Origin of the sequence: Paenibacillus kyungheensis, assembly GCF_028606985.1 — a bacterium.
Lineage (GTDB): Bacteria > Bacillota > Bacilli > Paenibacillales > Paenibacillaceae > Saccharibacillus > Saccharibacillus kyungheensis.
On the sequence record NZ_CP117416.1, the window covers coordinates 4,125,051 to 4,147,738 of the forward strand.

Annotated in this window: 20 protein-coding genes; 4 read left to right on the forward strand and 16 right to left on the reverse strand. The window is 39.7% G+C overall.

Going from position 1 to position 22,688, the window contains the following annotated elements; all coding sequences use genetic code 11:
- Positions 1–81 precede the first annotated feature (81 nt).
- From PQ456_RS17675 to PQ456_RS17710, 8 genes are all read right to left on the reverse strand, one after another.
- Positions 82–786, reverse strand: coding sequence for an ABC transporter ATP-binding protein (locus tag PQ456_RS17675; RefSeq protein WP_273613458.1), 705 nt, complete (start codon positions 784–786; stop codon positions 82–84).
- The gene (locus PQ456_RS17680) at positions 783–1,586 is read right to left on the reverse strand and encodes an ABC transporter ATP-binding protein (protein ID WP_273613459.1); all 804 of its coding nucleotides are present in this window, start codon (positions 1,584–1,586) and stop codon (positions 783–785) included. Before PQ456_RS17680 ends, PQ456_RS17675 begins: the two co-directional genes overlap by 4 nt.
- 65 nt (positions 1,587–1,651) lie before the next feature.
- Positions 1,652–2,920, reverse strand: coding sequence for a branched-chain amino acid ABC transporter permease (locus PQ456_RS17685; RefSeq protein WP_273613460.1), 1,269 nt, complete (start codon positions 2,918–2,920; stop codon positions 1,652–1,654).
- Between the two features lie 9 nt (positions 2,921–2,929).
- Positions 2,930–3,916, reverse strand: coding sequence for a branched-chain amino acid ABC transporter permease (locus PQ456_RS17690; protein ID WP_204826776.1), 987 nt, complete (start codon positions 3,914–3,916; stop codon positions 2,930–2,932).
- 132 nt (positions 3,917–4,048) lie between these two features.
- Positions 4,049–5,260: a branched-chain amino acid ABC transporter substrate-binding protein gene (locus PQ456_RS17695; protein WP_273613461.1), complete on the reverse strand. Its 1,212-nt coding sequence runs from the start codon at positions 5,258–5,260 to the stop codon at positions 4,049–4,051.
- Positions 5,261–5,728: 468 nt separating this feature from the next.
- Entirely contained in the window at positions 5,729–6,349 is a 621-nt protein-coding gene (locus PQ456_RS17700) for a TetR/AcrR family transcriptional regulator (RefSeq protein WP_273613462.1), read from the reverse strand.
- Between the two features lie 102 nt (positions 6,350–6,451).
- On the reverse strand, positions 6,452–7,603 hold the full coding sequence (locus tag PQ456_RS17705; protein WP_273613463.1) for a YhgE/Pip domain-containing protein: 1,152 nt from the start codon (positions 7,601–7,603) through the stop codon (positions 6,452–6,454).
- Between the two features lie 238 nt (positions 7,604–7,841).
- The gene (locus PQ456_RS17710) at positions 7,842–8,114 is read right to left on the reverse strand and encodes a DUF6809 family protein (protein WP_273613464.1); all 273 of its coding nucleotides are present in this window, start codon (positions 8,112–8,114) and stop codon (positions 7,842–7,844) included.
- 460 nt (positions 8,115–8,574) lie between these two features.
- Between PQ456_RS17710 and PQ456_RS17715 the strand changes: the two genes are divergently transcribed.
- Positions 8,575–9,666 (forward strand): hypothetical protein, encoded by a 1,092-nt coding sequence (locus tag PQ456_RS17715; RefSeq protein WP_273613465.1) that lies wholly within the window; start codon positions 8,575–8,577, stop codon positions 9,664–9,666.
- A gap of 99 nt (positions 9,667–9,765) precedes the next feature.
- On the opposite strand, the gene ald is transcribed toward PQ456_RS17715, so the two are convergent.
- The 7 genes from ald to PQ456_RS17750 form a co-directional block, all read right to left on the reverse strand.
- A complete protein-coding gene (gene ald / locus PQ456_RS17720) occupies positions 9,766–10,902 on the reverse strand; it encodes an alanine dehydrogenase (RefSeq protein WP_273613466.1) in 1,137 nt (378 codons plus the stop codon).
- A 232-nt stretch (positions 10,903–11,134) separates the two neighbouring features.
- Positions 11,135–12,349 (reverse strand): PucR family transcriptional regulator, encoded by a 1,215-nt coding sequence (locus PQ456_RS17725; RefSeq protein WP_273613467.1) that lies wholly within the window; start codon positions 12,347–12,349, stop codon positions 11,135–11,137.
- 405 nt (positions 12,350–12,754) lie between these two features.
- Positions 12,755–13,981, reverse strand: a complete 1,227-nt coding sequence (locus tag PQ456_RS17730; protein WP_273613468.1) for an ABC transporter permease — start codon at positions 13,979–13,981, stop codon at positions 12,755–12,757.
- 2 nt (positions 13,982–13,983) lie between these two features.
- Positions 13,984–14,730: an ABC transporter ATP-binding protein gene (locus tag PQ456_RS17735; protein ID WP_273613469.1), complete on the reverse strand. Its 747-nt coding sequence runs from the start codon at positions 14,728–14,730 to the stop codon at positions 13,984–13,986.
- Positions 14,731–14,740: 10 nt separating this feature from the next.
- The gene (locus tag PQ456_RS17740; RefSeq protein ID WP_273613470.1) at positions 14,741–16,222 is read right to left on the reverse strand and encodes a DEAD/DEAH box helicase; all 1,482 of its coding nucleotides are present in this window, start codon (positions 16,220–16,222) and stop codon (positions 14,741–14,743) included.
- A 206-nt stretch (positions 16,223–16,428) separates the two neighbouring features.
- Complete coding sequence (locus tag PQ456_RS17745; RefSeq protein WP_273616350.1) at positions 16,429–17,208, reverse strand: SDR family NAD(P)-dependent oxidoreductase; 780 nt, start codon at positions 17,206–17,208, stop codon at positions 16,429–16,431.
- 100 nt (positions 17,209–17,308) lie between these two features.
- A complete protein-coding gene (locus PQ456_RS17750; RefSeq protein WP_273613471.1) occupies positions 17,309–17,713 on the reverse strand; it encodes a hypothetical protein in 405 nt (134 codons plus the stop codon).
- A gap of 534 nt (positions 17,714–18,247) precedes the next feature.
- Between PQ456_RS17750 and PQ456_RS17755 the strand changes: the two genes are divergently transcribed.
- The gene (locus tag PQ456_RS17755; RefSeq protein ID WP_273613472.1) at positions 18,248–19,561 is read left to right on the forward strand and encodes a zinc-ribbon domain-containing protein; all 1,314 of its coding nucleotides are present in this window, start codon (positions 18,248–18,250) and stop codon (positions 19,559–19,561) included.
- Positions 19,562–19,573: 12 nt separating this feature from the next.
- Positions 19,574–20,710 (forward strand): S1C family serine protease, encoded by a 1,137-nt coding sequence (locus PQ456_RS17760; protein ID WP_273613473.1) that lies wholly within the window; start codon positions 19,574–19,576, stop codon positions 20,708–20,710.
- Between the two features lie 117 nt (positions 20,711–20,827).
- On the opposite strand, the gene PQ456_RS17765 is transcribed toward PQ456_RS17760, so the two are convergent.
- Positions 20,828–21,286 carry a chemotaxis protein CheX gene (locus PQ456_RS17765; RefSeq protein WP_204826789.1) on the reverse strand — a complete coding sequence of 153 codons (459 nt, stop codon included), beginning with the start codon at positions 21,284–21,286 and terminating at the stop codon, positions 20,828–20,830.
- A 406-nt stretch (positions 21,287–21,692) separates the two neighbouring features.
- Here PQ456_RS17765 and PQ456_RS17770 point away from each other — a divergent pair, with 406 nt between their 5' ends.
- On the forward strand, positions 21,693–22,595 hold the full coding sequence (locus PQ456_RS17770) for a LysR family transcriptional regulator (RefSeq protein ID WP_273613474.1): 903 nt from the start codon (positions 21,693–21,695) through the stop codon (positions 22,593–22,595).
- Positions 22,596–22,688 lie beyond the last annotated feature (93 nt).

Consider the following 22,688-nt stretch of genomic DNA (forward strand, 5'->3'; position numbering starts at 1 on the left):
CTCTTTATAGCGATACAGAAGCTTTTTAATTTTTCATAAACAATCATCACAGTCTAATTCAAAACAACAAAAGTAAACTATCTATGCCAAATAAGCTTCCCGCACCTGATTATTCGTCAGCAGTACTTTGGCATCATCCTGTAGAATAATTTCGCCTGTCTGAATGACATAGCCCCGATGTGCGATCTGTAATGCTTGATACGCATTTTGCTCGACCAGTAAGATGGTCATTCCTGCATCGTTCAACTCCTGAATAATCTCAAAAATCTGATCGACCAATACCGGAGCAAGACCCATCGAAGGCTCATCCAACAGCAGAATTTTGGGATTCATCATCAGTCCTCTAGCAATTGCAAGCATTTGCTGTTCTCCACCACTCATCGTGCCACCGGTCTGATGATAACGCTCTTTGAGCCGTGGAAAATATACAAATGATTTCTCTATTCGCTCCTTGATCAGCTTTTTACTTTTGACCGAGAACGCGCCCATTTCCAGATTTTCTTTTACTGTTAAACGCGGGAAAATACGACGTCCTTCTGGCACATGTGCAATACCACTTTGCGCAATCACATGCGGTTCAAGCGATGTAATCTTTTTACCATCGAAATGAATTTCGCCTTTGGTCTGCACCTGTCCACAGATCGACTTGAGTGTAGTCGATTTGCCTGCACCGTTGGAACCGATCAATGTCACAATCTCGCCTGCATTCACTTCCAGATTGATACCTTTTAACGCTTCAATACCGCCGTAAAAAGCTTGTACATTTTTTAGTTCGACCAGACTCATATCTGTATCTCCTCCTCGACTGCACTTTTACCGAGATACGCTTCGATCACTTTCGGATTGGAACGAATATCTTCCGGGCCACCTTCAGCGATCTTTTCTCCATGATCCAGTACAAGAATATGATGAGATAATTCCATCACTAATTTCATATCATGTTCAATCAAAATAATCGAAATATCCAACTCTTGCTGGATACGGCGGATCAGCCCTGTTAATTCAGACGTTTCGCGTGGATTCATCCCTGCGGCAGGTTCATCTAACAGCAATACTTTAGGCTTGGCGGCAAGTGCGCGGGCAATTTCTAATCGCCGTTGTGCACCATAGGATAGACTGCTTGCTTCCTCGTTATACCATTCTGCCAGACCGACATATTCGAGTAATCGGTACGCTTCACGCTGAGAATCATGTTCTTCATGACGAACACGAGGAAGATTTAACAGTGTGCCGACAATGCCTGTTTTGAGATGAATATGCATACCAACCTGCACATTTTCAAGTACGGTCATACTGCCGAACAAGCGAATATTTTGAAAAGTACGGGCGATACCGCGACTGGTGATGCGATCAGGCTTAATATTAACAATCGATTTTCCATCCAGTTCAATATTGCCTTTATCCGGTACATATATCCCTGTAATCATATTAAAAAAAGTCGTTTTGCCCGCTCCATTCGGCCCGATGACTGCTGAGATCTGTCCTTTCGGAAAATCAAAGTTCACTCCATTCACAGCCGTTAATCCGCCAAAACGTTTGATCAGATTGGTCACTTTTAGCACACTATGATCGGGGTAGTCACTCATACTTATGCTCCTTCCTCATTCACTGTTATTCATGCAATAGCTCTAATTATGCTTTGTATTAACCTTTAGTCTGGTTGCACTTCTGACTTGGATACAGGTGGAGACGGGTCTTTGACTGCTTCCTCAGGAAGTCTGCGATTTCGAGCAGCAATTAATCCATTGGGACGGAAAATAGCGACTAAAATCAAAATCATACCGAAAATAAAACGTTGCATTTTAGAAGGAGATAACGCATTAGGTACTTCAAAAATTCCTTGCTGAGACAATTGATTAAGCCAGCTTGTGAACTCGGTCAACACCTGCAAATTCAGAATCGTGACCAGACTTGCTCCCAAGATCACACCCGGTACACTGCCCATTCCACCTAACACAACCATTACCAGAATCGTGATCGACTCGATCAATGTAAAGCTGGTCGGATCGATAAATGTCTGCTTGGCTGCAAACACAACACCCATCATTCCTGAAAAAGAAGCTCCGATTGCAAAAGCCATCAATTTGGTACGAATCAATGGAATCCCCATCGACTGTGCAGCAATTTCATTTTCACGTACTGCTTTCCACGAACGCCCTAGACGTGAATGTTCTAACCGTCTTACTGCGAAGATAACAATTAATAATATCCCAATTACAATAAAATAAAATTGATGTGGAAATGTAAATTGAAAGCCAAACAAATTCGGTGGCTGGATCGAAGATAACCCCATCGCACCATTCGTAATATTGACGGGCTTTTCTAAATTGTTAAAAATAATACGAATGATCTCCCCGAAGCCCAGTGTCACAATCGCCAGATAATCGCCTTTGACACGCAGTACAGGCAGACCGAGCAATATCCCAAAAATCCCTGCAATAAAACCTCCGATTAGAATAAAAATCCAGAAGCTTTCACCGGATAACGGAAAGAGTTCTCCTGAAATAAAATTATTCGCTTGCCCTGTCGCAAAAATGCCGTATGTATAGGCGCCTACAGCGAAAAAAGCAATAAACCCCATGTCCAACAATCCTGCAAATCCAACTACAATATTCAGCCCGAGCGCCATCGCTACATATATACCGCATTGGGTCGCCACTTCCATATACGATTCGCGGGATGTACCGCCTGAAGTGGCGAATGGAATCACAATCACCAGTAAAAATACGGCAATACTCCATTTCATCCCATTGCTAAATGACGTATAGTACAACAGCAACAGCGAAGCCAGCATCAATAGAAAGGCAGTGACCGAACGGTCGATCAAATATACAGCACCTGCGGTTACAAGTATAAATGCAGCTAACAGTAATCCTTGTGCAAGTTTATTCGCTTGCAACATCGTTTGTAATTTCCCCATCGGTTTCACCTACACTTTCTCTTTGATTGCTTTGCCGAATATGCCCTCCGGTTTGAAGATCAGCACAATAATCAGAATCATAAAAGCAAATACATCTTTGTACTCTGCTCCAAAATTACCACCTGTCAAAATGCCCAGATTCGATGAAGCAAACATTTCAAGCACACCCAGTACGATTCCGCCGAACATCGCACCACGAATATTACCAATTCCTCCTAGAACAGCAGCGGTAAATGCTTTGAGTCCCAAAATAAATCCGATATACGGATCAATCGTTCCATACTGTTGAGCAAATAAAACCCCTGTCGATCCACCTAATGCTGAACCGATAAAAAAGGTTAGCACAATCACTTTATTTACATTGATAGACATTAACGATGCGGTCTCCCGATCTTGCGCAACTGCACGCATCGCTCCGCCCCATTTGGTTCGATTCACAAAAATATCGAGCCCAATCATTAACAAAATCGCGATTACAAAAATAAACAATGTATTCGCTTTGACTGAAGCATCGGTAAACCAGCTAGAGATCGAAGAAAGCGGCAATTGATAACGCTGATCAAATAATTGTGGTGTGCTAATAATATAGTTACCTGTTTTGAGCTCCGCGATAAATCGAATCACATCTTGCAAAACAAACGAGACTCCAAAAGCAGAGATTAATAGGATCAACTTGGGTGCTTTGCGTAACGGTCGATAAGCTACCCTTTCAATCCCGACCCCAAGTGCCCCTGTAACCAGCATTGCGATTAAAATAATCAGTAAATACGACAACCATGCGGGCATACCGGTCAACCACCCTGCCCCCTGAAAACCAAACAGCACTGCTGTCCCTACAAAAGCACCGGTCATAAAAATCTCACCATGCGCAAAGTTAATCAATTCCAGAATACCGTATACCATCGTATAACCTAGTGCTACTACAGCATAGATTGCACCTAGCGCCAGACCATCGATCAATACCTGAGGTAAAGTTTGCAAAATACTTGAGAACATTCAGTTACTCCCTTCATACGCTCATTCGTCATTCTGCTACATGATGATTTTGCAAAAGTACTCTAAAACAAAAGCCAAAAGATGTGTATATCACAGCACATACCTTTTGGCTTTTATTTGGAAAAGGATTGTTTATTTTGCAGGTTGAGCAATCTCTGCTTCAAGTGATCCTGGATACGTAGCATCAGCGAATTTGTAAATAAATACTTTCGCATACGCATTGTCTCCGATATCATCAAAGCTTACTTTAGTGGCTACACCTTCAAAATCTTTGGTCGCACGCACAGCATCACGTACTGCATCACGAGCTGGTGCTTCTGTACCTGAACCCATCGCTGTTTTGATCGCTTCTAACATGACACTCATCGAATCATACGCATAGACAGAATAACCTTCTGGATTTTTACCAAATGCTTCTTTGTAACGGGCTGTCCATTCTTGTCCGTCCGGTAATTTGCTAATATCTCCAGCCACCGAACTGTACAATGCTCCTTTTACATCAGCTCCAGCAATATCGACCAGACCGGAAGAATCAAGCGCATCTCCTCCCATAATCGGAGCTGTAATTCCTTTATCACGAGCTTGCTTAATCAATAGACCTGCTTCAGCATACAGTCCACCGAAGAAAATAAAATCAGGCTTTTGCGTAGCTGCAATATTCAGTACACCGTTGAAATCTTTTTCACCAACAGTGATTCCTTCATAGCCAGAAATCGTAGCTCCTTGGGCTTGAGCGGCATCACGAAAAGCTTCCGCCAATCCCTGACCGTAAGCTGTTTTGTCTTGTATAATAAAAATATTTTTGGCTCCTGCTGTTTTTATAGCATATTCAGCCGCTGCTGGACCTTGAAAATCATCGCGTGCAACGACACGGTTCACGACTTTGAGTTTGCGATCAGTTAATTCTGTAGCGGTACTTGCAGGGGAAATCATTGGGATGTTGTATTTTTCGTAGACAACAGAGGAAGGAATAGATACGCCGGAGTTCAAATGCCCGATCACGCCCAGTACTTGTTGATCAGCACCGATCAATTCAGCATTGGCTACACCTTTTTTGGGATCACCTTGATCGTCATAAGGAACCAATTCGAGTGAATATCCTAATTTGGTAAACTCTTCTTTGTGATCTTCCATCGACATCTGTGCACCTAGCTTAATCGCTTCACCTTGAATAGAACTACCACCGGATAATGGAGATTGAGTAGCAATTTTAATCACTTTACCACCTGTACTTGCTGTAGAACCTCCACTTGCGCCAGAAGAAGACGTAGCTCCATTTCCACACCCTGCCAGTAATCCTGTAATCAATGCTGCGATCATTAATCCACTCCACTTGCTTCTCATCATAATCCCCCTTTAATAATGTCAACTTTAGTAACACATTAAATTAACTATATTGCCTATTTCTTACATCAGTATAACGATATCCATTATATTATTCAATTAGAATTTATATCTTCTAATTCCAAATAATATAATATTTAAACATTATTAACTGATTAACATTCATTATACTGTGAAAATTTAGGTTATCAATACTATTTTTATTCATTTTAAAAGTTTTTATAATTATTTACTGATATTTTATAATATACATTCTCTATTTCCAACATGTTAGGTATATACCATTTACCTTTTTATTTTATCTTCTATGTAATATTTACATATTATTAATGTTATTTTATATAACATTAGTTCATAACAAAAAAGCCAGAACTTTCACTTATCTTCTTCTTAGCGGAAGATAAACAAAGTTCTGGCTTAGTTACCACTATACCTGTAAATAACATCTGCATATAGCATCTTGATGATCTACGATATAGCGATCTGTTCATTGGTACAACCGAGACCACGTAAAATATACTGCGTCAATTCTTCTAACTGATCAGTCTCTACAGAACGCTGAATATCTAGCAATGTGACGACGGTTAATGACTTGACATCATTACTGCTAAATAAAATACTGCCCATCACTTGCAAAGAAGTATGATTCAACGACCGAAAATAAAAAGTACCTTGCTGTAGACCATGTTCCAAATAATGACGAAGTAATTGCCATACCGGAAGAGTGTACTTTTGAATAATATCGATTCGCTGAGAATGCAGGGTGAATTCTTGATGTATAATGTCTGAAATCTCCGGATCACATTTGCAAAAATGATACATCTCTTCAATCAACCGCTTCATTCCCTGAATCGGATCGACTTCTTCACGACGGATATGTTCTGCAAATAGAGGAATTGGAATAAATTCTTTTAACATCGCTTCAAATAATGGCTCTTTGCCACCATAATAATACGAAACCAACGAAATATTCGCATTCGCTTCTTTGCAGATTTCTCGTACTGACGTCGCTTCAAACCCTTTTGTGGCTGCTAATTTTTTGGTTGCTTGCAAAATACGCATTTTAACATGGTCTTCATTTTTATCCACCACGTTCACTTCCCTGCCTTTGATTGCTATCGCTAGAAATCATCCGTATCTCCATGATGCGGAATAGTAATCTTTTCCAGCCATACTGTCTTTATCATATCATCAAGACTCGGCTATCGCTACCAGTGGAGAGACAGGCAGTTTGTCTTTGCGTAGTGCAGTGGCAATTCCAATAATAAGAAGAGCAACAATCATAATACATACCAGTGCTAGGCAATCTTTGCCTACACCTGTACCGCCGAACAATAGATTCATTAACCCTTGTACAGCATAAGTCGCTGGAAACGCCGACCCAATCCACTGGTAAAAGTCTGGTAGCAATTCACGTGGCATCATCGCTCCTGACGAAACCAATTGTACAGACAGTATCAAAATATTAAATAGCATTCCTGCCATATCGAATACAAATAAAAACATCTGTGCAACTAACATAAAAGTTAACAAGAATAATGCTTGAAAGCCCCACAATGCCATAAATCCATGCCCTAACTGTCCTCCGAATAATGCCACCAGTGAAGTCCCTACCAGAGATACGACAATCGATGCACCTGCTGTCACTAACAAACGAACAGACATACGTGACCAGCGTCCGAACCGACTTGCCAGTGCTTTGGACGAAATCTGGAAGTTCTGTCCCATAATCATCGCACCGACATAGGAAGCCAGAATCATCATCATCGGCACCATCTGATTGTTCATCCCTTGTACGGGATTGACCGATTGAATATCAGACACCACCCGCTGAGACATCATTGTCGCCGCCGTCTGTGCTTGTTGTTCTGGAAGTTGTCCTGCAAATACACCTTTTAGTCCACTTTCCACAGCGACTTTATTAACATTAGCAGTAACTTTATCTGCAATCGAAGTCATCATATTTTTGATCATAATCGGATTGGATTCATTGATAAAATAATGCAATTGTGCAGGATTCTGAGACTGTACAGTCGTTGCAAAATCTGCTGGAATCTCAATAATCATCTGTATATCACGTTCTTGCAATTGTTGTTGAGCTTGAGCTAACGTCATCCCTGTGCGAACACCTACAGGTAACGAAGATTGCAGACTGGTAATCAACTGTTCTCCGTATACTTTATCTTCATTAACAATAGCTACATTCAAGTGATCTAACCGTTCTGTAATGCCTTGATAACCAGTCATCCACACAATGGTAAAAATAAGCTGAAATAAAATCGCTGTCGCAATCCCTACTTTGGTCGTAGGCAACTTCATAAATGCTGCAAAAATAGATTTCATAATTCCTCCTGTATCGGCTATCGCTACCGTATCCTTGATTTTACCAAATTCAAACAATCGTTTTAAACGACTGTTTGATTAATATAATGATTGAAAACGATTACTGTCAAACTTTATTTTAAATTTTACATATGTATTGTATTAGGACGATAAAAAAAGCATCCAGCAACTTGCACCAGATGCCCAGAAATATGTGTAATTGTATATATTCCATACTATTCTTTCATCTGTACTGATCTTAACGTTCTCCTTGTAACACCTCTATCATTAATTCCCCACCTAATCGAAATCCATATGTAAATGAACCTGCACGATCCATACTGTTCAACTGGTAATACAAGTCCCACATAGATTCAAGCTCCAACCATTCTTCAGGAGACAGCTTCTCTTTCCACTCTGCCATTTTAGCTGATATTTGTTCGCTGATCTGTGTATATTCTTTGTTGTGAGATACTGCTTTCTCATCTGGACGCAAGTTGCCGTAGTAGATATTTTCTAACAGACTGCTCATGATTTTGTATCCTTTCTGTAGTTGATCATATACATTAATATGGTTTGCTGAATACATTATAATCATCATATACTACAGAGTGAGCTAAGCTAATGATTTATGCGAAAGTCGCATACGTTTAAGATGTCTTTGAATACTATAAATATATACAATTTAACGAGAGATTTATTTATAAGACTGCGTATTCCATTAATCGTTTTACCTTTAGGAATAGTATTATTCTTATCCTATTATGTAGGTCTTTTCTAGAATAATAGTGCTAAAATTCATCTTATATGTTATTTGTTGTAGCGCTAGTATTTATATCTGAGAAAAAAGTAAACGTATTTGCTGGGTTTGGTATATTAATATTAGGTTTACTTTTTGAATTTGTGATTGAACCTAAAGATTGGTCGTAATTGCTTAGAGTGTTAACTTAGGATTCTATAAATGTATAATTTTTAATCTAAGGAGAGATAATATGAGAATAAAAATATCAAAATATATGATACCCATTATTTGGCTAGATACAAGCATTTTAAGCAATTTTCAAATATATAAATCTAAAGGAACATTCAAATCAATTGAACACAAAAATTATGTAGAACAATTGTATCGGCTTATACAAACTAAAACAAAAGAAAAAAAGTTGATTTTTGCTTTGGGAGATCAATTTGAAGAACTTAATGGACGAACCGAAGAGGAATTTCTTGATCGTAGACGTACATCTCAAAACTTATCTATGAATATTAAAATGAAAAATCGTCAAATTATACATAATGATCAATTGAATGAAGCCATGAAATTTCACGTAGGTAAAACTTCAGTCTTACATTTTTCAGCTAAAAATCTTTTTTATCAAGACCCTCTTGAAAAGATGAATGAAAATCAAAAGTATAGTATCTCTATTGAAAGCAAAAATGATTATTTATTGGCTAAAAATCGAAATATACAAAGCTTAGATTTTCAATCAGAACTGGAAAATGTCCATAAAGCAATTTCAGAAAAAAAGGTGACTTATGAGGAGCATTTGCAAGAGGAATATTTAGGTCGCCTTCGTGCTATTGATATAATAAGAACTAGACATAAAGAAAAATTAATAAAAATTTTATCCGATATTAATTCAAATAAATTTGAAAATGAAACAGAAATTATTTATAGCCTTATAAATTGTCTAGAATACAATGAGTATTGGATTTATAAAGATATTGAGGAAATGTGGAAGTCTGCTAATAATATTCATGAACAATTATTTTCTCTAAATTTATTTAGTTATTATGAAAAGGTGAAGTCATTTTTAGAATCTAATGTATACAAATCATTACCCTATGTTGATATTAGTAGTAAATTAACTGCAAAAATTTTTATTGGTAAAAAACAAATTGCTAGTGGCGATCGAATGGATATCGAACATTTATCAACAGTTGTTCCCTTCGTAAACTATGTAGTCACAGACACAGCAATGAAAAATCATCTTAAAGAATTAGAGATAGACAGAATATATAACACAGAAATATACGGTTCTAAATTTAGTGATTATTCTAAATTAATTGAAAAGCTAGAAAATTTATAAACTTTTATATTAGATCAGATTAATTAACTTGCATTTTATAAATAAGAAAGAGTTACCGCCTCTTCCTCACGGTAACCCTCTCTTCCATTTACTTCCTTTTTAATTCAACGCCGCAAAAGTCTCAACCAATGCTTCATTTACATCCACATGTGTATAGCCCAAATCTCTCGCCACCGCCGCATACGTCATTCGACCTGCCGCTGTGTTCACTCCTAATTTCAAAGCAGGATTACTTTCAAGTGCTACTCTCAATCCTTGATTCGCAATCTGTGTTACATAAGGCAATGTCGCATTCGTCAATGCCATCGTCGACGTTCTTGGTACCGCACCCGGCATATTCGCCACAGCGTAATGGACAACACCATGCTTCACATACGTCGGTTCGTTATGTGTCGTAATCCGGTCAATCGTCTCGACAATTCCGCCCTGATCGATCGCTACATCGACAATGACAGAGTTTGGCGACATCGATTGTACCATCGCTTCGGTGACTAATTTAGGTGCTTTCGCTCCCGGAATCAATACAGCTCCGATCACTAGATCCGAAGCGGCTACCGCTTCTGCAATATTGTAAGGATTGGAGATTAACGTCTGGATCGATGAGCCAAAGATATCTTCTAACTGACGCAACCGATCTGGGTTCAAGTCCATAATCGTTACATCTGCTCCCAGTCCGACTGCGGTTTTGGCAGCATTTGTTCCGACCACGCCACCACCGATAATAGTTACTTTTCCTTTTTTCACACCCGGTACACCACTGAGCAAGATACCTTTACCACCATGAGGACTTTCAAGGAATTGTGCACCGATCTGACTTGCCATACGTCCAGCGACTTCGCTCATTGGAGTTAGTAATGGTAACGTCCGATTCACTTCTACTGTCTCGTAAGCGATCCCGATGACTTTATGCTCGATGAGAGCAGCAGCCAGCTTCGGTTCTGCGGCGAGATGGAGATAAGTGAATAGAATTAAGCCTTCACGAAAATACACATATTCGGATGGCAATGGTTCTTTTACTTTCAACACCATCTCTGCGGTACTCCACACTTGAGCCGCTTCGACCAGAATCTGCGCCCCTGCTTGTTCGTAGACGCTATCTGTGAATCCACTACCTGCACCAGCGCCAGATTGGATATAGACCTCATGCCCTGCTCCGCTTAATGTAGCCACACCTGCTGGTGTAATCGCTACCCGATTTTCGTTGTTTTTAATTTCTGTCGGGACTCCAATTCTCATGCCAGTTCCTCCTTTAAGGTACGTTCTTGCTCTACGTCATCATTATAGGATAGATAAAATGTCATGTAATCGTCTAATTCCCCAAATTTGAAGGTTTTTATTTGTGTAAAAATACAAAAGGTTATCTAAATATGTCATATAATCTAACTCATTAACTCATAAAGGTTTATAAATAAAATATTTCAACAATAAATTTCACATCAAAGAGAAGCTTTATACTACATATATACCCTTATTCTGATTCTTCTAATAGTAAAAGCTTAATTTCTAGATACAATGTTACTTTTTGCGCCATATCGTTCAGATCGATCTGTCCGACTTCGGCTATTCGTTTGAGCCGATAATTCAGTGTATTGGTATGCACATGCAGTTGCCCGGCAGCTAATTTGGCATCGCTGTTATGATCGAGAAATACAGCTAACGTATGCAGTAAATGACTATGATGCTCTTGATCGTACGCCGCAAGCTTGTCTAGTGGAGACGTATACGCCGGGAATTGTACAGCTTCTTGCTTCATTGCATAGAGATACCGGTAAAATCCTGCTTGTGGATAATACAAAATAGAAGTCGTTTCAGGCAATCGGTGATGTAACATCAATAGATATTGCGCTTCGGTATAGCTACGACTGATCGCTAATACAGAGGACACTACACTCCCTGCTCCATATTCAATAGGAGATGAAGGTAGTAACGTAGAAAGTCGATTCACCAGAGGAACAATCGTATGTTCGACAGGTGCGACTGAAGAGGCTGTTTTGGCAGTACTGCATAATAGAATCAACCGATGGGGCTCTCGCAAATGAAGCACAATTCGTACAGCATACTCGGTAGCGGCTTGCATGGCTTTGTCTAACCAATCGTTGTTATCATGATTGCTGTCTTGTTCAATCATTAGAATGTACGAATAAGCAGGCATTTGTATACCTACTTCACGAGCTTGTGCTAGCGCATCTTGTTCCGAAGTAAATCGACCTTTTAATAAACGGTTAAAAAAATCAATACTTTGTTTACGCTTTTGCATCTGGATCATTTTGGATGCAGCTAGAGTAGCACTGTATTTTAATTGCTGGATTTGCTCACTGGTGAAAGAACCTTTATTTTCAAGCAACCAGATATAGCCGAGCACTTCATCGTAATGCCGAATCGCGATTGCCATCCGGTTATTTAATCCCACTTGGCTCATGCCCTCTACATGCACAGGTTCCCATGTATCTAGCAATTGTTGCATCGCTCCCGATTCATACAGTGCACGCACTACATCTTCAGGCACTTTGCGTCCGACAATGGTAGCGATGCGCGCAGGATCGCTATTCGGATCATGCGAACTGTAGGCTAGCAGGCGGTGTTCTGCATCTTCTATCGTTACAGGTGTCTCCATGACTTCACTTATTTTTTCGACTAATGTTTGTAAATTATCGATATCCATTTCGTTAATTTTGGGGATCATAGCGCACCACCTGTAATAAGCAATTTTACCCGTTCAATACATTATAGGCTTTATTGAATATACTGTTTTTTTCTGGAATTTACAATTATGGATAATCAACTTGATGTTAAATATGAAAAAAACCTGTCGATCATAATCAACCACATCAAGAGTGGCAGATCGATCAACAGGTTGATTACAAAAATCATATATTCAGATCATACATTCCATACGTACAGATAGGATATCATCCTACAGCAGATATAAGCGATCTCAAGCCATTTGGACTGCAAATAACATAACATCCTATCGAATATGCTTGAAGAAAGTTCAACGCCAGCTATTTTGCTTGGCAAACATCACTTTTTCCTTATAGTAGAAAAATGTAATAGCAAAAGTCGCACTTATAGTGCCAAGATTAGAACTTTAATCAAATTCCGCTTCCGCTTCGATATCTTTAAGCCATTTGCGATTCAATGAACGGCGATATAACCAGACCGCTACCAAGCCTGCGATAAATGTAAGAATCATTCGCACCGGATCACCTGCACTTGCAAGAGGTAACCACAGTAGCAATGTTATCCATATCTGTGTCTGTGTGATTAATTTGACCGTTTCCAGACGTTGTGATTCAGGAGGAATCGGATAGATTGATAACCAGAGTGTATCGGTATGTTGCTTACGCAAACTGGTCATTTGCATCCCTGCTAGTAAAATAAACAGCAGATATACCACAATGCCGAACCACGATTCACGAGTAATCAATACAAATACGATACCGATCACTACAAATCGAATCAAGATCGGTAATAGCTCTCCACGAACCAATGTTTTGGAAACGAGAAAACGAAATGCTTTGGCAGGTATCCAGGGTACACGATTGCCGACAAAAGATAACCAGCGGCGATGACTGACTTTGCGTTCGCCATTCGGTACATCGACAAACCAACCGAGCATACGCATGACGCCTGCGGCATGATTTCTTTCTGTCGCAATCAATCGTTCCCACGGCACAGAAGCCTTACCGGGAATACGCAACAGCACGATATAGACAAGAGCAATTACAACGACTGCAATAAGAGCAGTCATCAGTGGCAACCAGAGAAATGCCGCCAGTAAGCCAATAATCAATACATAGCGCAATAGACGATAACCGACACGAGCAGCGGCTGTATTCATCCGCAATTCTTGCCAGCTTCCGTAACTACCGAGTAATTTGGCAATAATCAGCACAATCACAAGTAGACTTAACGACTTGGCGTTCATATCTGCACGTACGTAAAATGGAAAAGCAACCAGTGCTAGAATCAACAACCAGATCGTTTTCCCAATCACACTACTACGCCAAGCCGGAGCAAAGTATTCACGCATACGCACTTCGAGTGGCAACATAAATACAATATCGGCTGTTCGCATATACGTACGCACACTGCCATAGATCGATAGCGGTGTGAATAAAATCAGTAATATCCAGTGTACAGGCAGACCTTGAGGTACATTTTGCAAAAAGGTCGTATACCATGCTGCAAATACAATGAGCAGAAAAAAAGTGACGATTGCGAGTCCGCTTTGCATCACATAGCGTAGATAAGGAAGCACTTCTCCCCAAAAAGCTTGTTGCCTCTGCTGACGTAACTTGAGCAGATCATTCATAATTACAGCCCATCCTGAACCAGATCATAGAAAATCTGTTCGAGTGGTACGTTCTGCTGACCCGTCTGCTCACGAATCTGCTCCAATGTCCCTTGAATAATAACTTTTCCTTTGTGCAACACAATAAATCGATCACAATAATTTTCGATCGTCGACAAAATGTGTGAACTTAGCAATATAGATGATCCACTTTCTTTGGTCTGTACCATAAAATCAAGCAACGACCGAATACCGAGCGGATCAAGCCCTAGAAATGGCTCATCGATTACATACAATGGAGGAGCGGCTACAAAAGCACTCATGATCATCACTTTCTGCTTCATCCCTTTGGATAAGTGCATCGACAGGCTATCTTCTTTGTCACCCATATTGAATAGCTTGATCAAATGAGCGGAACGTTGTTCATAATCTGCTTGACTCACATTATAAGCACGTGCGGTAAATTCTAGATGTTCACGCACTGTCATTTCTTCATACAATTGCGGAGATTCCGGTACAAAAGCAAGTGAAGCCCGATATTGCTCAGTTTCTTCTGCCAGTGTAGATCCTTGAATCCGAATCTCCCCTTGTTGCGGAGTCATTAATCCCAAAATATGCTTCATGGTTGTGCTTTTTCCTGCACCATTCAGACCAATCAGTCCAATCATCTCACCGCGACCGACTTCAAAGCTGATATCATGCAGGACAGGCTTACCACGACTGTATCCACCACTGAGGTGATCCACGTTAAGTATAGCTACCTGTTCCATTATTGTTACCTCACTTTTCGTCTTGAGATGCAGCCCGTTTTTCTTTTAACCATTTCGGTGCACCTTTACTTTTGGTATCTACTTTTGGTTTGCGTTTCTTTTTATCTGTTTTCGGATTCACTTTAGCCGCAGGTGACGATGTTCTTGGCTTGAACTCACGTTCTGTCGGACGAGTTGAATCTGGATTACTTTTTGCAGAAGATTCTGTATTCACATCAGATTTGACCGTTGAGCGTGTTTCTGATGATCCTTTTTCTTTTTTGACAGATGGTGTAGATGCAGGGCGAGAAGAACGAGCGGCTGCCGCTTCTGCACGTGAAGCACGATATGATTCTTCACGTTCTTGTTGTTGTTCCAGTGTCAGGACTGCTCCACCTTTTAACACATGCTCTTGCAAATCAATATGCAAAGCATCGGCAAATTTACGCATAATAAACCGTTCACGTTCGGTAATAATCGAAGCGGCTACGCCTTTTTTGCCCATACGTCCTGTACGTCCACTGCGATGTACATAATGATCGGTATCAAAGGCTGGATCAAGACTTACCACCAGATTCAATCCTTCAATATCCAGTCCACGTGCAGCTACATCGGAAGCGACAAGCACTTTGATTTTACCTTCTCTAAATTGAGACAATACGGTACTACGTGTTACTTTGTTTGCATCACCATACAATACACGCGCAGATAGACCCAGATGGTTTAGCTTCGCTTCCACTTCTGCAATATCGTTCGTATCGTTGACGAATACGAGTGAACGTGGAGAGTTATAATGGCGTAATACACGACGTAGAATTTCTAATTTATCCCGTTCTTCGGCTACAAAATACACATGTTCAATCCCTGACGATGTACGGGTATCCGGTTCGATCCCAATCTCTAACAAGTCGTTCATTTCACGATTCGCCAGTGTCAAAATCTCTTCATTCACTGTAGCGGATAAAAAGACCAGTTGACGATCTTTGCGTGTGCTACGAATAATCTTCTTCACATCACTGCCACCACCAAGTCCGATCACTTGATCCACTTCATCGACAATCAGTGTATTCACAAGGTGCATTTTGAGCTTACGCAGATTGATCAATTCACTAATCCGTCCAGGAGTTCCGACTACAATCTGTGGATGACGCTTTAACTTTTCAATCTGACGCTTCATCGCTGCTCCACCGATCAGACCCAGTGTCATAATGCCACGTTCTGCGCCATAACGCTCACTTTCACGTACGATCTGCATCGCTAGCTCCTGTGTAGGTGCTAAGATCATCGCTTGTAATTGCTTGCGCTCTGGATCGACTTGTTGCAATACAGGCAATAAATACGCTAGCGTTTTACCGCTACCTGTTTGCGATTGAGCGATAGCGTCTTTTCCTTCGAGCAAATGAGGAATAGCCTCTGCTTGCACCGGAGAAGGCTCCGTAATCCCATAACGTTCTAGTACATCATTTAACCATTCATTGATGCCCAGTCCGAGAAAATTCACTTTTGATTCCATACATTTCATCCTTTCAAGCCCTTGAATCATTTTATAAGTACAAACTATTCAACACTTGTTTATATTCTAATACATGAGTAATCAGACAGAGTACAACACTCTACTATTATATGCGAAAACAGAGACTACACCAAATATAATCATACCGCACCAAAAACCGGTTCATTTCGAACCGGCTGGATCATTGTATAACGTATATTTTTCTTTTATTTTCGATCAAATAAACGGTAGGTTAACCGATCAATAAATCGTGGAAAAAGTCCGTACAGACGCATTCCTGGAATCGCAATACGTGGCAAATCCAGTTCTTCTTTGCGCTTTTCCATCACTTTAACAATATCACGTGCCACTTTATCAGGAGTCATCATAAATTGACTTACATTTTTAACATAATCTCCTGAAGGATCAGCACGATCAAAAAAGGCAGTCGCGATTGGCCCCGGATTGATCGAAGAAATTTTGATATTGGTTTCTCTCAACTCTTGTCGTAATGCATTGGTGAATCCAAGTACTGCATGCTTGGTTGCTGTATACGATGTCGATTTGGCAGTTGGAAATTTGCCTGCGAGCGAAGCGATATTAACGATCTGCCCTGTTCCAGCGGTCAACATATGTGGAAGAACAGCCTGTGTACAACGGACAATCCCTAGATAATTGACGTCCATCATCATTTTATAATCTTCGATAGGCATTTCGGTAATCGTTTTGAATTGTCCGTAACCAGCGTTATTTAGCAAAATATCAATTTTACCGTATTGCTGGATCACTTGATCCACTACACGCTTCACATCTTCATCTTGTTGTACATCCATACGAATCACTTGATGCTCGCCTTTTAACTGTCTGGATAATGTAGCTAATTTATCTTCAGAACGTGCAGTCAAAATCGGAATTGCTCCTTTTTCTACTAATAAGGATGCTACTCCTGCTCCAAGTCCGCTAGAAGCTCCTGTGATCAGAACGACTTTATTCGTCAGTTTTACCATAGTATCGCAGTAATCATACTGCATTCCTCCCTTTTGTACCTACCCGAAAATGAATTCTAATTTATCTACAACATATGAATTGATATATTTGCATATACATTTACAGATTGCCTGTCACTTCTATACCGTCAGCATTCTGTACATGTGTACTGATCCATGTTTTAAATTGTTGACAGAATACTGCCAGCTCTGGATCTTCTACTTGCTGTTGATCCAGTTCTTCTAATACAGCCACCCATATTTCTTTACCGATCGGATTATCCCAACAGGGATCTAATCCATTCATTGTCTCCATCGTATATGGATTGGTTAACGGAAAATGCTTATCCAACAGCGGACGGATATAATCAAAATCCTCATTATATATAAACAACATTTCTTGTAATGAAATGTCTTGTTGATCGTCTTCGATAAGAAAAGGCGATAATGTAAAACCTATATTTCTTTTCGGCCCTTGATAACGATAGATCAGTACAGGGATCGAATCTTTCGCTTGGTTTGCCATTGGCGTCCTCCTGTATCTATTGCTAGCACACGCATCTACAAAATTCTTTTTCATTATACTTTGATAGGTCTGAACTGCCAAATAAACTCTTTTACAAACGCTTTACTTATAGGAAATTATTTCCTCAACATCAAGAAAACATGTTATATTTTATTCAGTTACTTGGTTACTTTTAACTCAGAATTCATTATAGCGTTTTTATTGCCAAACGTTTGATGTAAGATATTTTGCTTTGCAAAAATCATTATTCATTTCATTAAAAGAAATCGCGTTTATGTTGCCAAACGCTTGATGTAAGATATTTTGCTTTGCAAAAATCATTATTCATTTCATTAAAAGAAATCGCGTTTATGTTGCCAAACGCTTGATGTAAGATATTTTGCTTTGCAAAAATCATTATTCATTTCATTAAAAGAAATCGCGTTTATGTTGCCAAACGCTTGATGTAAGATATTTTGCTTTGCAAAAATCATTATTCATTTCATTAAAAGAAATCGCGTTTATGTTGCCAAACGCTTGATAAGGAGGATTATGATGTATTGTAACCATTGTGGGGCAAATCAGCCGGATAATGCTGTTTTTTGCAGTCAGTGTGGAGCTAAACTTCAGACACCAACAGAACCTTCACCTGATACACAGGAAATCCCTAACGAACAGCCTCCTGTAGATATTCTGGATCAACTTCGTTCAGATTCGTCTTCAGTTCATGCTGATTCGCAGTCTAGTGATACAGAACATATTCATTCTGTAGCATCTGCATCATCGACTTCATCTTCAGGAGCACCACCTCACCCCCCTGCTTCTCCTTTACGTCATCTAACATGGATCATACCAACAGTATTATTGCTTGGTATAGCAGGTACTTTATTTTGGTGGTATCAACATCAACAAGATATCAATCAACAAGTCACCCAGTTACATCAAGAAGCAAGTACCCTTGCTCTTAAAGGGCAGTATGAACCTGCTCTGACCAAGCTTACCCAAGCCACTACTTTACGCCCGACCTATGCAGTATTAAATACAGATCAACGTATGATTGAGACCGCGAATCGTATCCATACCAAATTAACAACGGTTTCTTCCAAGCTCAAGTTAAATCAGCTAGAACCTGCGGAACAATCATTGACCACTTTGCAAAAAGCTTTAGATGCTCGCAAAGAACCGATATTTGATCAAGAAAAAACGTTAGCCAATCGCAACCAAGATCTGCTGGCTGTTCTTCAAGTGAAAAAAGAATTAGACCAATTGGATACGATTGATGCACTCGCTTATAAGCTTGATGAAGTAGATCGACTAAATAATCAGGAAGCTAAAGAAGTTCATCAATTGATTATTAATAAGATTATAACGATCAGTATGAAAAATGCCGAAAAGCTTCTCCAACAAAATGATTTTAGCCAGGCTACAGAAGCTGTCAAATCCGGGCTACAGTACTCTAGCAAAGATGAAAAATTACTATCGCTACAAAAACGGATCACTTCTGAAAAAGAAGCCTTCGAACTTGCTGAAAAACAGCGCATCGAACGAGCTATTCAACAAGCCGAAGAAGAAGATTTAAAAAACCGAACAGCTGGTGTTGAATTATCGAATCTCGATGTACAGCTCAATGAGTATGGTGATATCGAAATTTACGGTGAAGTCAAAAATGTAGCTACCAAGCCTATTTATTCGATCACTGTTTATTATTCCGGTTATGATGCCGCCGGTAATTATCTATTTTCTTCTTCCGCATCTGTCGAACCTTATGATCTGGCGATCGGAGCTACAGGATCTTACAGTGCGTATGAATATGATTGGTATGAAGAAGTGACGATACAGATTGATAATATTACATGGTATCTGGATTAAGGAGGAGCCTATATGAATAAAGCATGGATAGTAAGCAGTATTGCCAGCGTAGTCATTGTTGCAGCAGGTATAGGTTCCTTTATGTATATCAATCGTACCGTTCCTGCTCAATTACCAAATAAACCTTTAGTCGCAACGGTTACAACCAAAGCTACCCAAGCTTCGAAAGGGAATCCAGCTTTAAAAGATGTTATTTTTAATACTCAGAAAAAAGTCGTGATGATTGAGTTAGATGATGGATCTCTTGGATCAGGGTTTCTTTATAACAAGCAAGGCGATATTATTACCAATGCCCATGTTGTCGCAGGAGCACTGAACGTCAAAGTGAAAACAGCCGATGCTCGTACGCTAGATGGCAAAGTGATCGGTATGGGTACAGATATGGATATCGCTGTGGTTAGAGTTCCAGAGCTAGCTGACACAGAACCTTTAGCATTAGCGCAAAATAGTAATGCCGATGTAGGTGATAATGTATTAGCTCTCGGTAGCCCGCTTGGCTTACAAAATACGATCACCACTGGCATTATTAGTGGCGTGGGGCGTGATTTTACGATAGATCCTTATGTCTATACCAATCTCTATCAGATCAGTGCACCTATTGCTCCAGGGAATAGCGGTGGCCCACTCATTCATGCCGATACTGGCGAAGTGTTAGGTATTAATTCAGCGATGGCAAGCGAATCGAATACGATTGGCTTCAGTATTCCTGTATCCGAGATTCAAGAAACGGTACAGAAATGGTCAAAGAATCCGGGTAAAGATTTACCTAAAACCTCCAAGCCAGCTACCGATACCGTATCCGATGCACCTTCTGTACAAGATGATGCTCAGTATATCGTCAGCTACTTTTATGAAAGTCTAAGTATGCAAGATTATGTTACCGCATACTCTTTGCTGGGGAGTCGCTGGCAAAGCAATCTGTCTTATGCCGATTTCCGTCAAGGCTATATTCAGACAGGCGAAGTCTCGATTGATTCGATTATTGCTAGCAAAGATGGAGATCAAGTTAAAGTAACGGTTGAGATTACAGCCGAAGAACGCAAAGATTCAGGAACAGTATATAGCTCGTATAAGCTTGATTATGTATTAGGCTATGAGAATGATATTCTGAAAATATTAAGCGGTGAAGGTAAAAAATTGACCTCTTAACTTTATGCTTGGTTATGCTCATGCTGTATGAATATACAATAAAACCTCTTTTACCTTTACGCTCAGGTAGAAGAGGTTTTATCGTACTCTTTGGAAGTATACAGATGGTTTTGCCGATTAAGAGATCATTACTTGAATATCGAGTTCTCCGATTCCATCCATTAACAAAGGAATTGTTAATGCTTTGGCGGACACAAATCCAGTCATGGCACTAGTCTTCATTACCTTTGGAGGTGTAATGTCTACTGTAACGCCCTGGTTGGATAAAATGGTACTTGCATTACCACTAATCATATTGCCTAATTCTGAGATAGCACTTTGACTCATTTCGTCCATCTCTGTAATCACAAAGCCACCCATCATTGCTGAAACCATACGCAACGCTACTGCTTCTTCAATACCAAACATAATATCTCCGCTCATTTGTCCGGTCATTCCGATCTGAATCCAGATATAACCGTCAACTAGCTCGATATCTTTAATGCCCAGGCTTCCTGTGGAAGGAGCCACTTGTACTACTTGTCCAATAACGAGTCGCGCAGCTTCCAAAAATGGATTGATTACTTCCGCTTTCATAATTCGTTTACTCCCCTTTACGATTGGGTTCATATTTAAATACAACTTTTGACCTATGATATTATGGATATTATACCTTATAACCTAGTTCAAATCATCTAGAATCATTGATGTATCTTCCATTTTTTAATTTTTTTTGCAAATCTACTGTTGATAATCTTAAAAATCGACATTTACTGGTAAATTTGTTGCTCTTTTTTCTAAATCTTAGGTCTTTTTAACTGTCTTTACTTATTATCGGTCGCAAGCACTGAATTATGTACATTTTATGTTAATAGATTTTAAAGATTTCTTCCTGCATTGATGCTTTTTGTGTAATCCCCTATAATTTAGATAGGTATCGATTGTTGAATACTTTATCTTCTATGCAAGTATTTAACAATTTGGCATACATAAGGAGGAACTCATGAATATCAGTCAATTGGAAACCTTATTGACCATTTCGCGGACAATGAGCTTCCGTAAAGCAGGAGAACTACTAAATCTAACTCAGCCTGCAGTCTCTGCTCAGATTAAAAGTCTGGAAGATGAATTTAAAACGGTACTGGTGGATCGTAACCAACCCGTTACGTTAACCGATCAGGGTGTTGTTTTTTTAGAACATGCTGAGCAAATGTTAGCGATTGTTGAGCAATTAAAGCAACGGTTATCTGATCTGGATGAGACGCCTCAAGGACGCATTACACTGGGTACGCCGACTTCTATAGCGATTCAGATTTTACCGAGAGTACTTTCTTATTTCCAAGATCAATTTCCACTGATTCAAACGATGATTCATTCGATGTCATCTTCACAGGTCTATCATAGTGTAGAAAATGGGCTGGTCGATGTCGGAATCAGTTATCTGATTGAACGCAATCCGAATTTAAATACCTCTATTTTATATTATGATATGTTTGAGTTAGTCGTTTCTCCACAGCATCCTTTAGCTCGTACCAAAAAAGCCAATATTCAAGATTTGCAACATCTGCCTCTTATTATGTTATCTCCGGATACGGTAGGTCGCCGATTTGTAGATGAAGTATTCAAAGAACATCATATTGAACCTCAGATTGTGATGGAATTGTCCAGTAGTGAAGAAGTCAAACGAATGGTGGAGATTGATCTGGGGGTAGCGATTATTTCGAGACAATCAATCACAAGTGAATTACGCCACGGTACACTAGTGATGATTCCTATGCCTGAATTTGAGGTAAGTCATCCTGTAGGTCTGATTTATAAATCAGGTAGATATCTGAATTCGGCTATGCGTCAATTTTTAGACGATCTCAAAGGTATGCCTGCTGATCAATTTATTAGCACTGAATAATGGCTAAAAAGTTGATAAAGAACTAATACTTATCTTGCCAAGCACTTATTGTCACATAATTTGGCTGTGCATCTATTCTGTTTGATTTACTAT

What these genes read in the sequence shown, in the direction of transcription:
- PQ456_RS17760 (WP_273613473.1), top strand. Translation starts at nt 19,574, where the DNA reads ATGAATAAAGCATGGATAGTAAGCAGTATTGCCAGCGTAGTCATTGTT.
- PQ456_RS17705 (WP_273613463.1), bottom strand. Translation starts at nt 7,603, where the DNA reads ATGAAATCTATTTTTGCAGCATTTATGAAGTTGCCTACGACCAAAGTA.
- PQ456_RS17755 (WP_273613472.1), top strand. Translation starts at nt 18,248, where the DNA reads ATGTATTGTAACCATTGTGGGGCAAATCAGCCGGATAATGCTGTTTTT.
- PQ456_RS17685 (WP_273613460.1), bottom strand. Translation starts at nt 2,920, where the DNA reads ATGGGGAAATTACAAACGATGTTGCAAGCGAATAAACTTGCACAAGGA.
- PQ456_RS17680 (WP_273613459.1), bottom strand. Translation starts at nt 1,586, where the DNA reads ATGAGTGACTACCCCGATCATAGTGTGCTAAAAGTGACCAATCTGATC.
- PQ456_RS17730 (WP_273613468.1), bottom strand. Translation starts at nt 13,981, where the DNA reads ATGAATGATCTGCTCAAGTTACGTCAGCAGAGGCAACAAGCTTTTTGG.
- ald (WP_273613466.1), bottom strand. Translation starts at nt 10,902, where the DNA reads ATGAGAATTGGAGTCCCGACAGAAATTAAAAACAACGAAAATCGGGTA.
- PQ456_RS17770 (WP_273613474.1), top strand. Translation starts at nt 21,693, where the DNA reads ATGAATATCAGTCAATTGGAAACCTTATTGACCATTTCGCGGACAATG.
- PQ456_RS17675 (WP_273613458.1), bottom strand. Translation starts at nt 786, where the DNA reads ATGAGTCTGGTCGAACTAAAAAATGTACAAGCTTTTTACGGCGGTATT.
- PQ456_RS17765 (WP_204826789.1), bottom strand. Translation starts at nt 21,286, where the DNA reads ATGAAAGCGGAAGTAATCAATCCATTTTTGGAAGCTGCGCGACTCGTT.
- PQ456_RS17745 (WP_273616350.1), bottom strand. Translation starts at nt 17,208, where the DNA reads ATGGTAAAACTGACGAATAAAGTCGTTCTGATCACAGGAGCTTCTAGC.
- PQ456_RS17735 (WP_273613469.1), bottom strand. Translation starts at nt 14,730, where the DNA reads ATGGAACAGGTAGCTATACTTAACGTGGATCACCTCAGTGGTGGATAC.
- PQ456_RS17715 (WP_273613465.1), top strand. Translation starts at nt 8,575, where the DNA reads ATGAGAATAAAAATATCAAAATATATGATACCCATTATTTGGCTAGAT.
- PQ456_RS17750 (WP_273613471.1), bottom strand. Translation starts at nt 17,713, where the DNA reads ATGGCAAACCAAGCGAAAGATTCGATCCCTGTACTGATCTATCGTTAT.
- PQ456_RS17740 (WP_273613470.1), bottom strand. Translation starts at nt 16,222, where the DNA reads ATGGAATCAAAAGTGAATTTTCTCGGACTGGGCATCAATGAATGGTTA.
- PQ456_RS17710 (WP_273613464.1), bottom strand. Translation starts at nt 8,114, where the DNA reads ATGAGCAGTCTGTTAGAAAATATCTACTACGGCAACTTGCGTCCAGAT.
- PQ456_RS17695 (WP_273613461.1), bottom strand. Translation starts at nt 5,260, where the DNA reads ATGAGAAGCAAGTGGAGTGGATTAATGATCGCAGCATTGATTACAGGA.
- PQ456_RS17690 (WP_204826776.1), bottom strand. Translation starts at nt 3,916, where the DNA reads ATGTTCTCAAGTATTTTGCAAACTTTACCTCAGGTATTGATCGATGGT.
- PQ456_RS17725 (WP_273613467.1), bottom strand. Translation starts at nt 12,349, where the DNA reads ATGATCCCCAAAATTAACGAAATGGATATCGATAATTTACAAACATTA.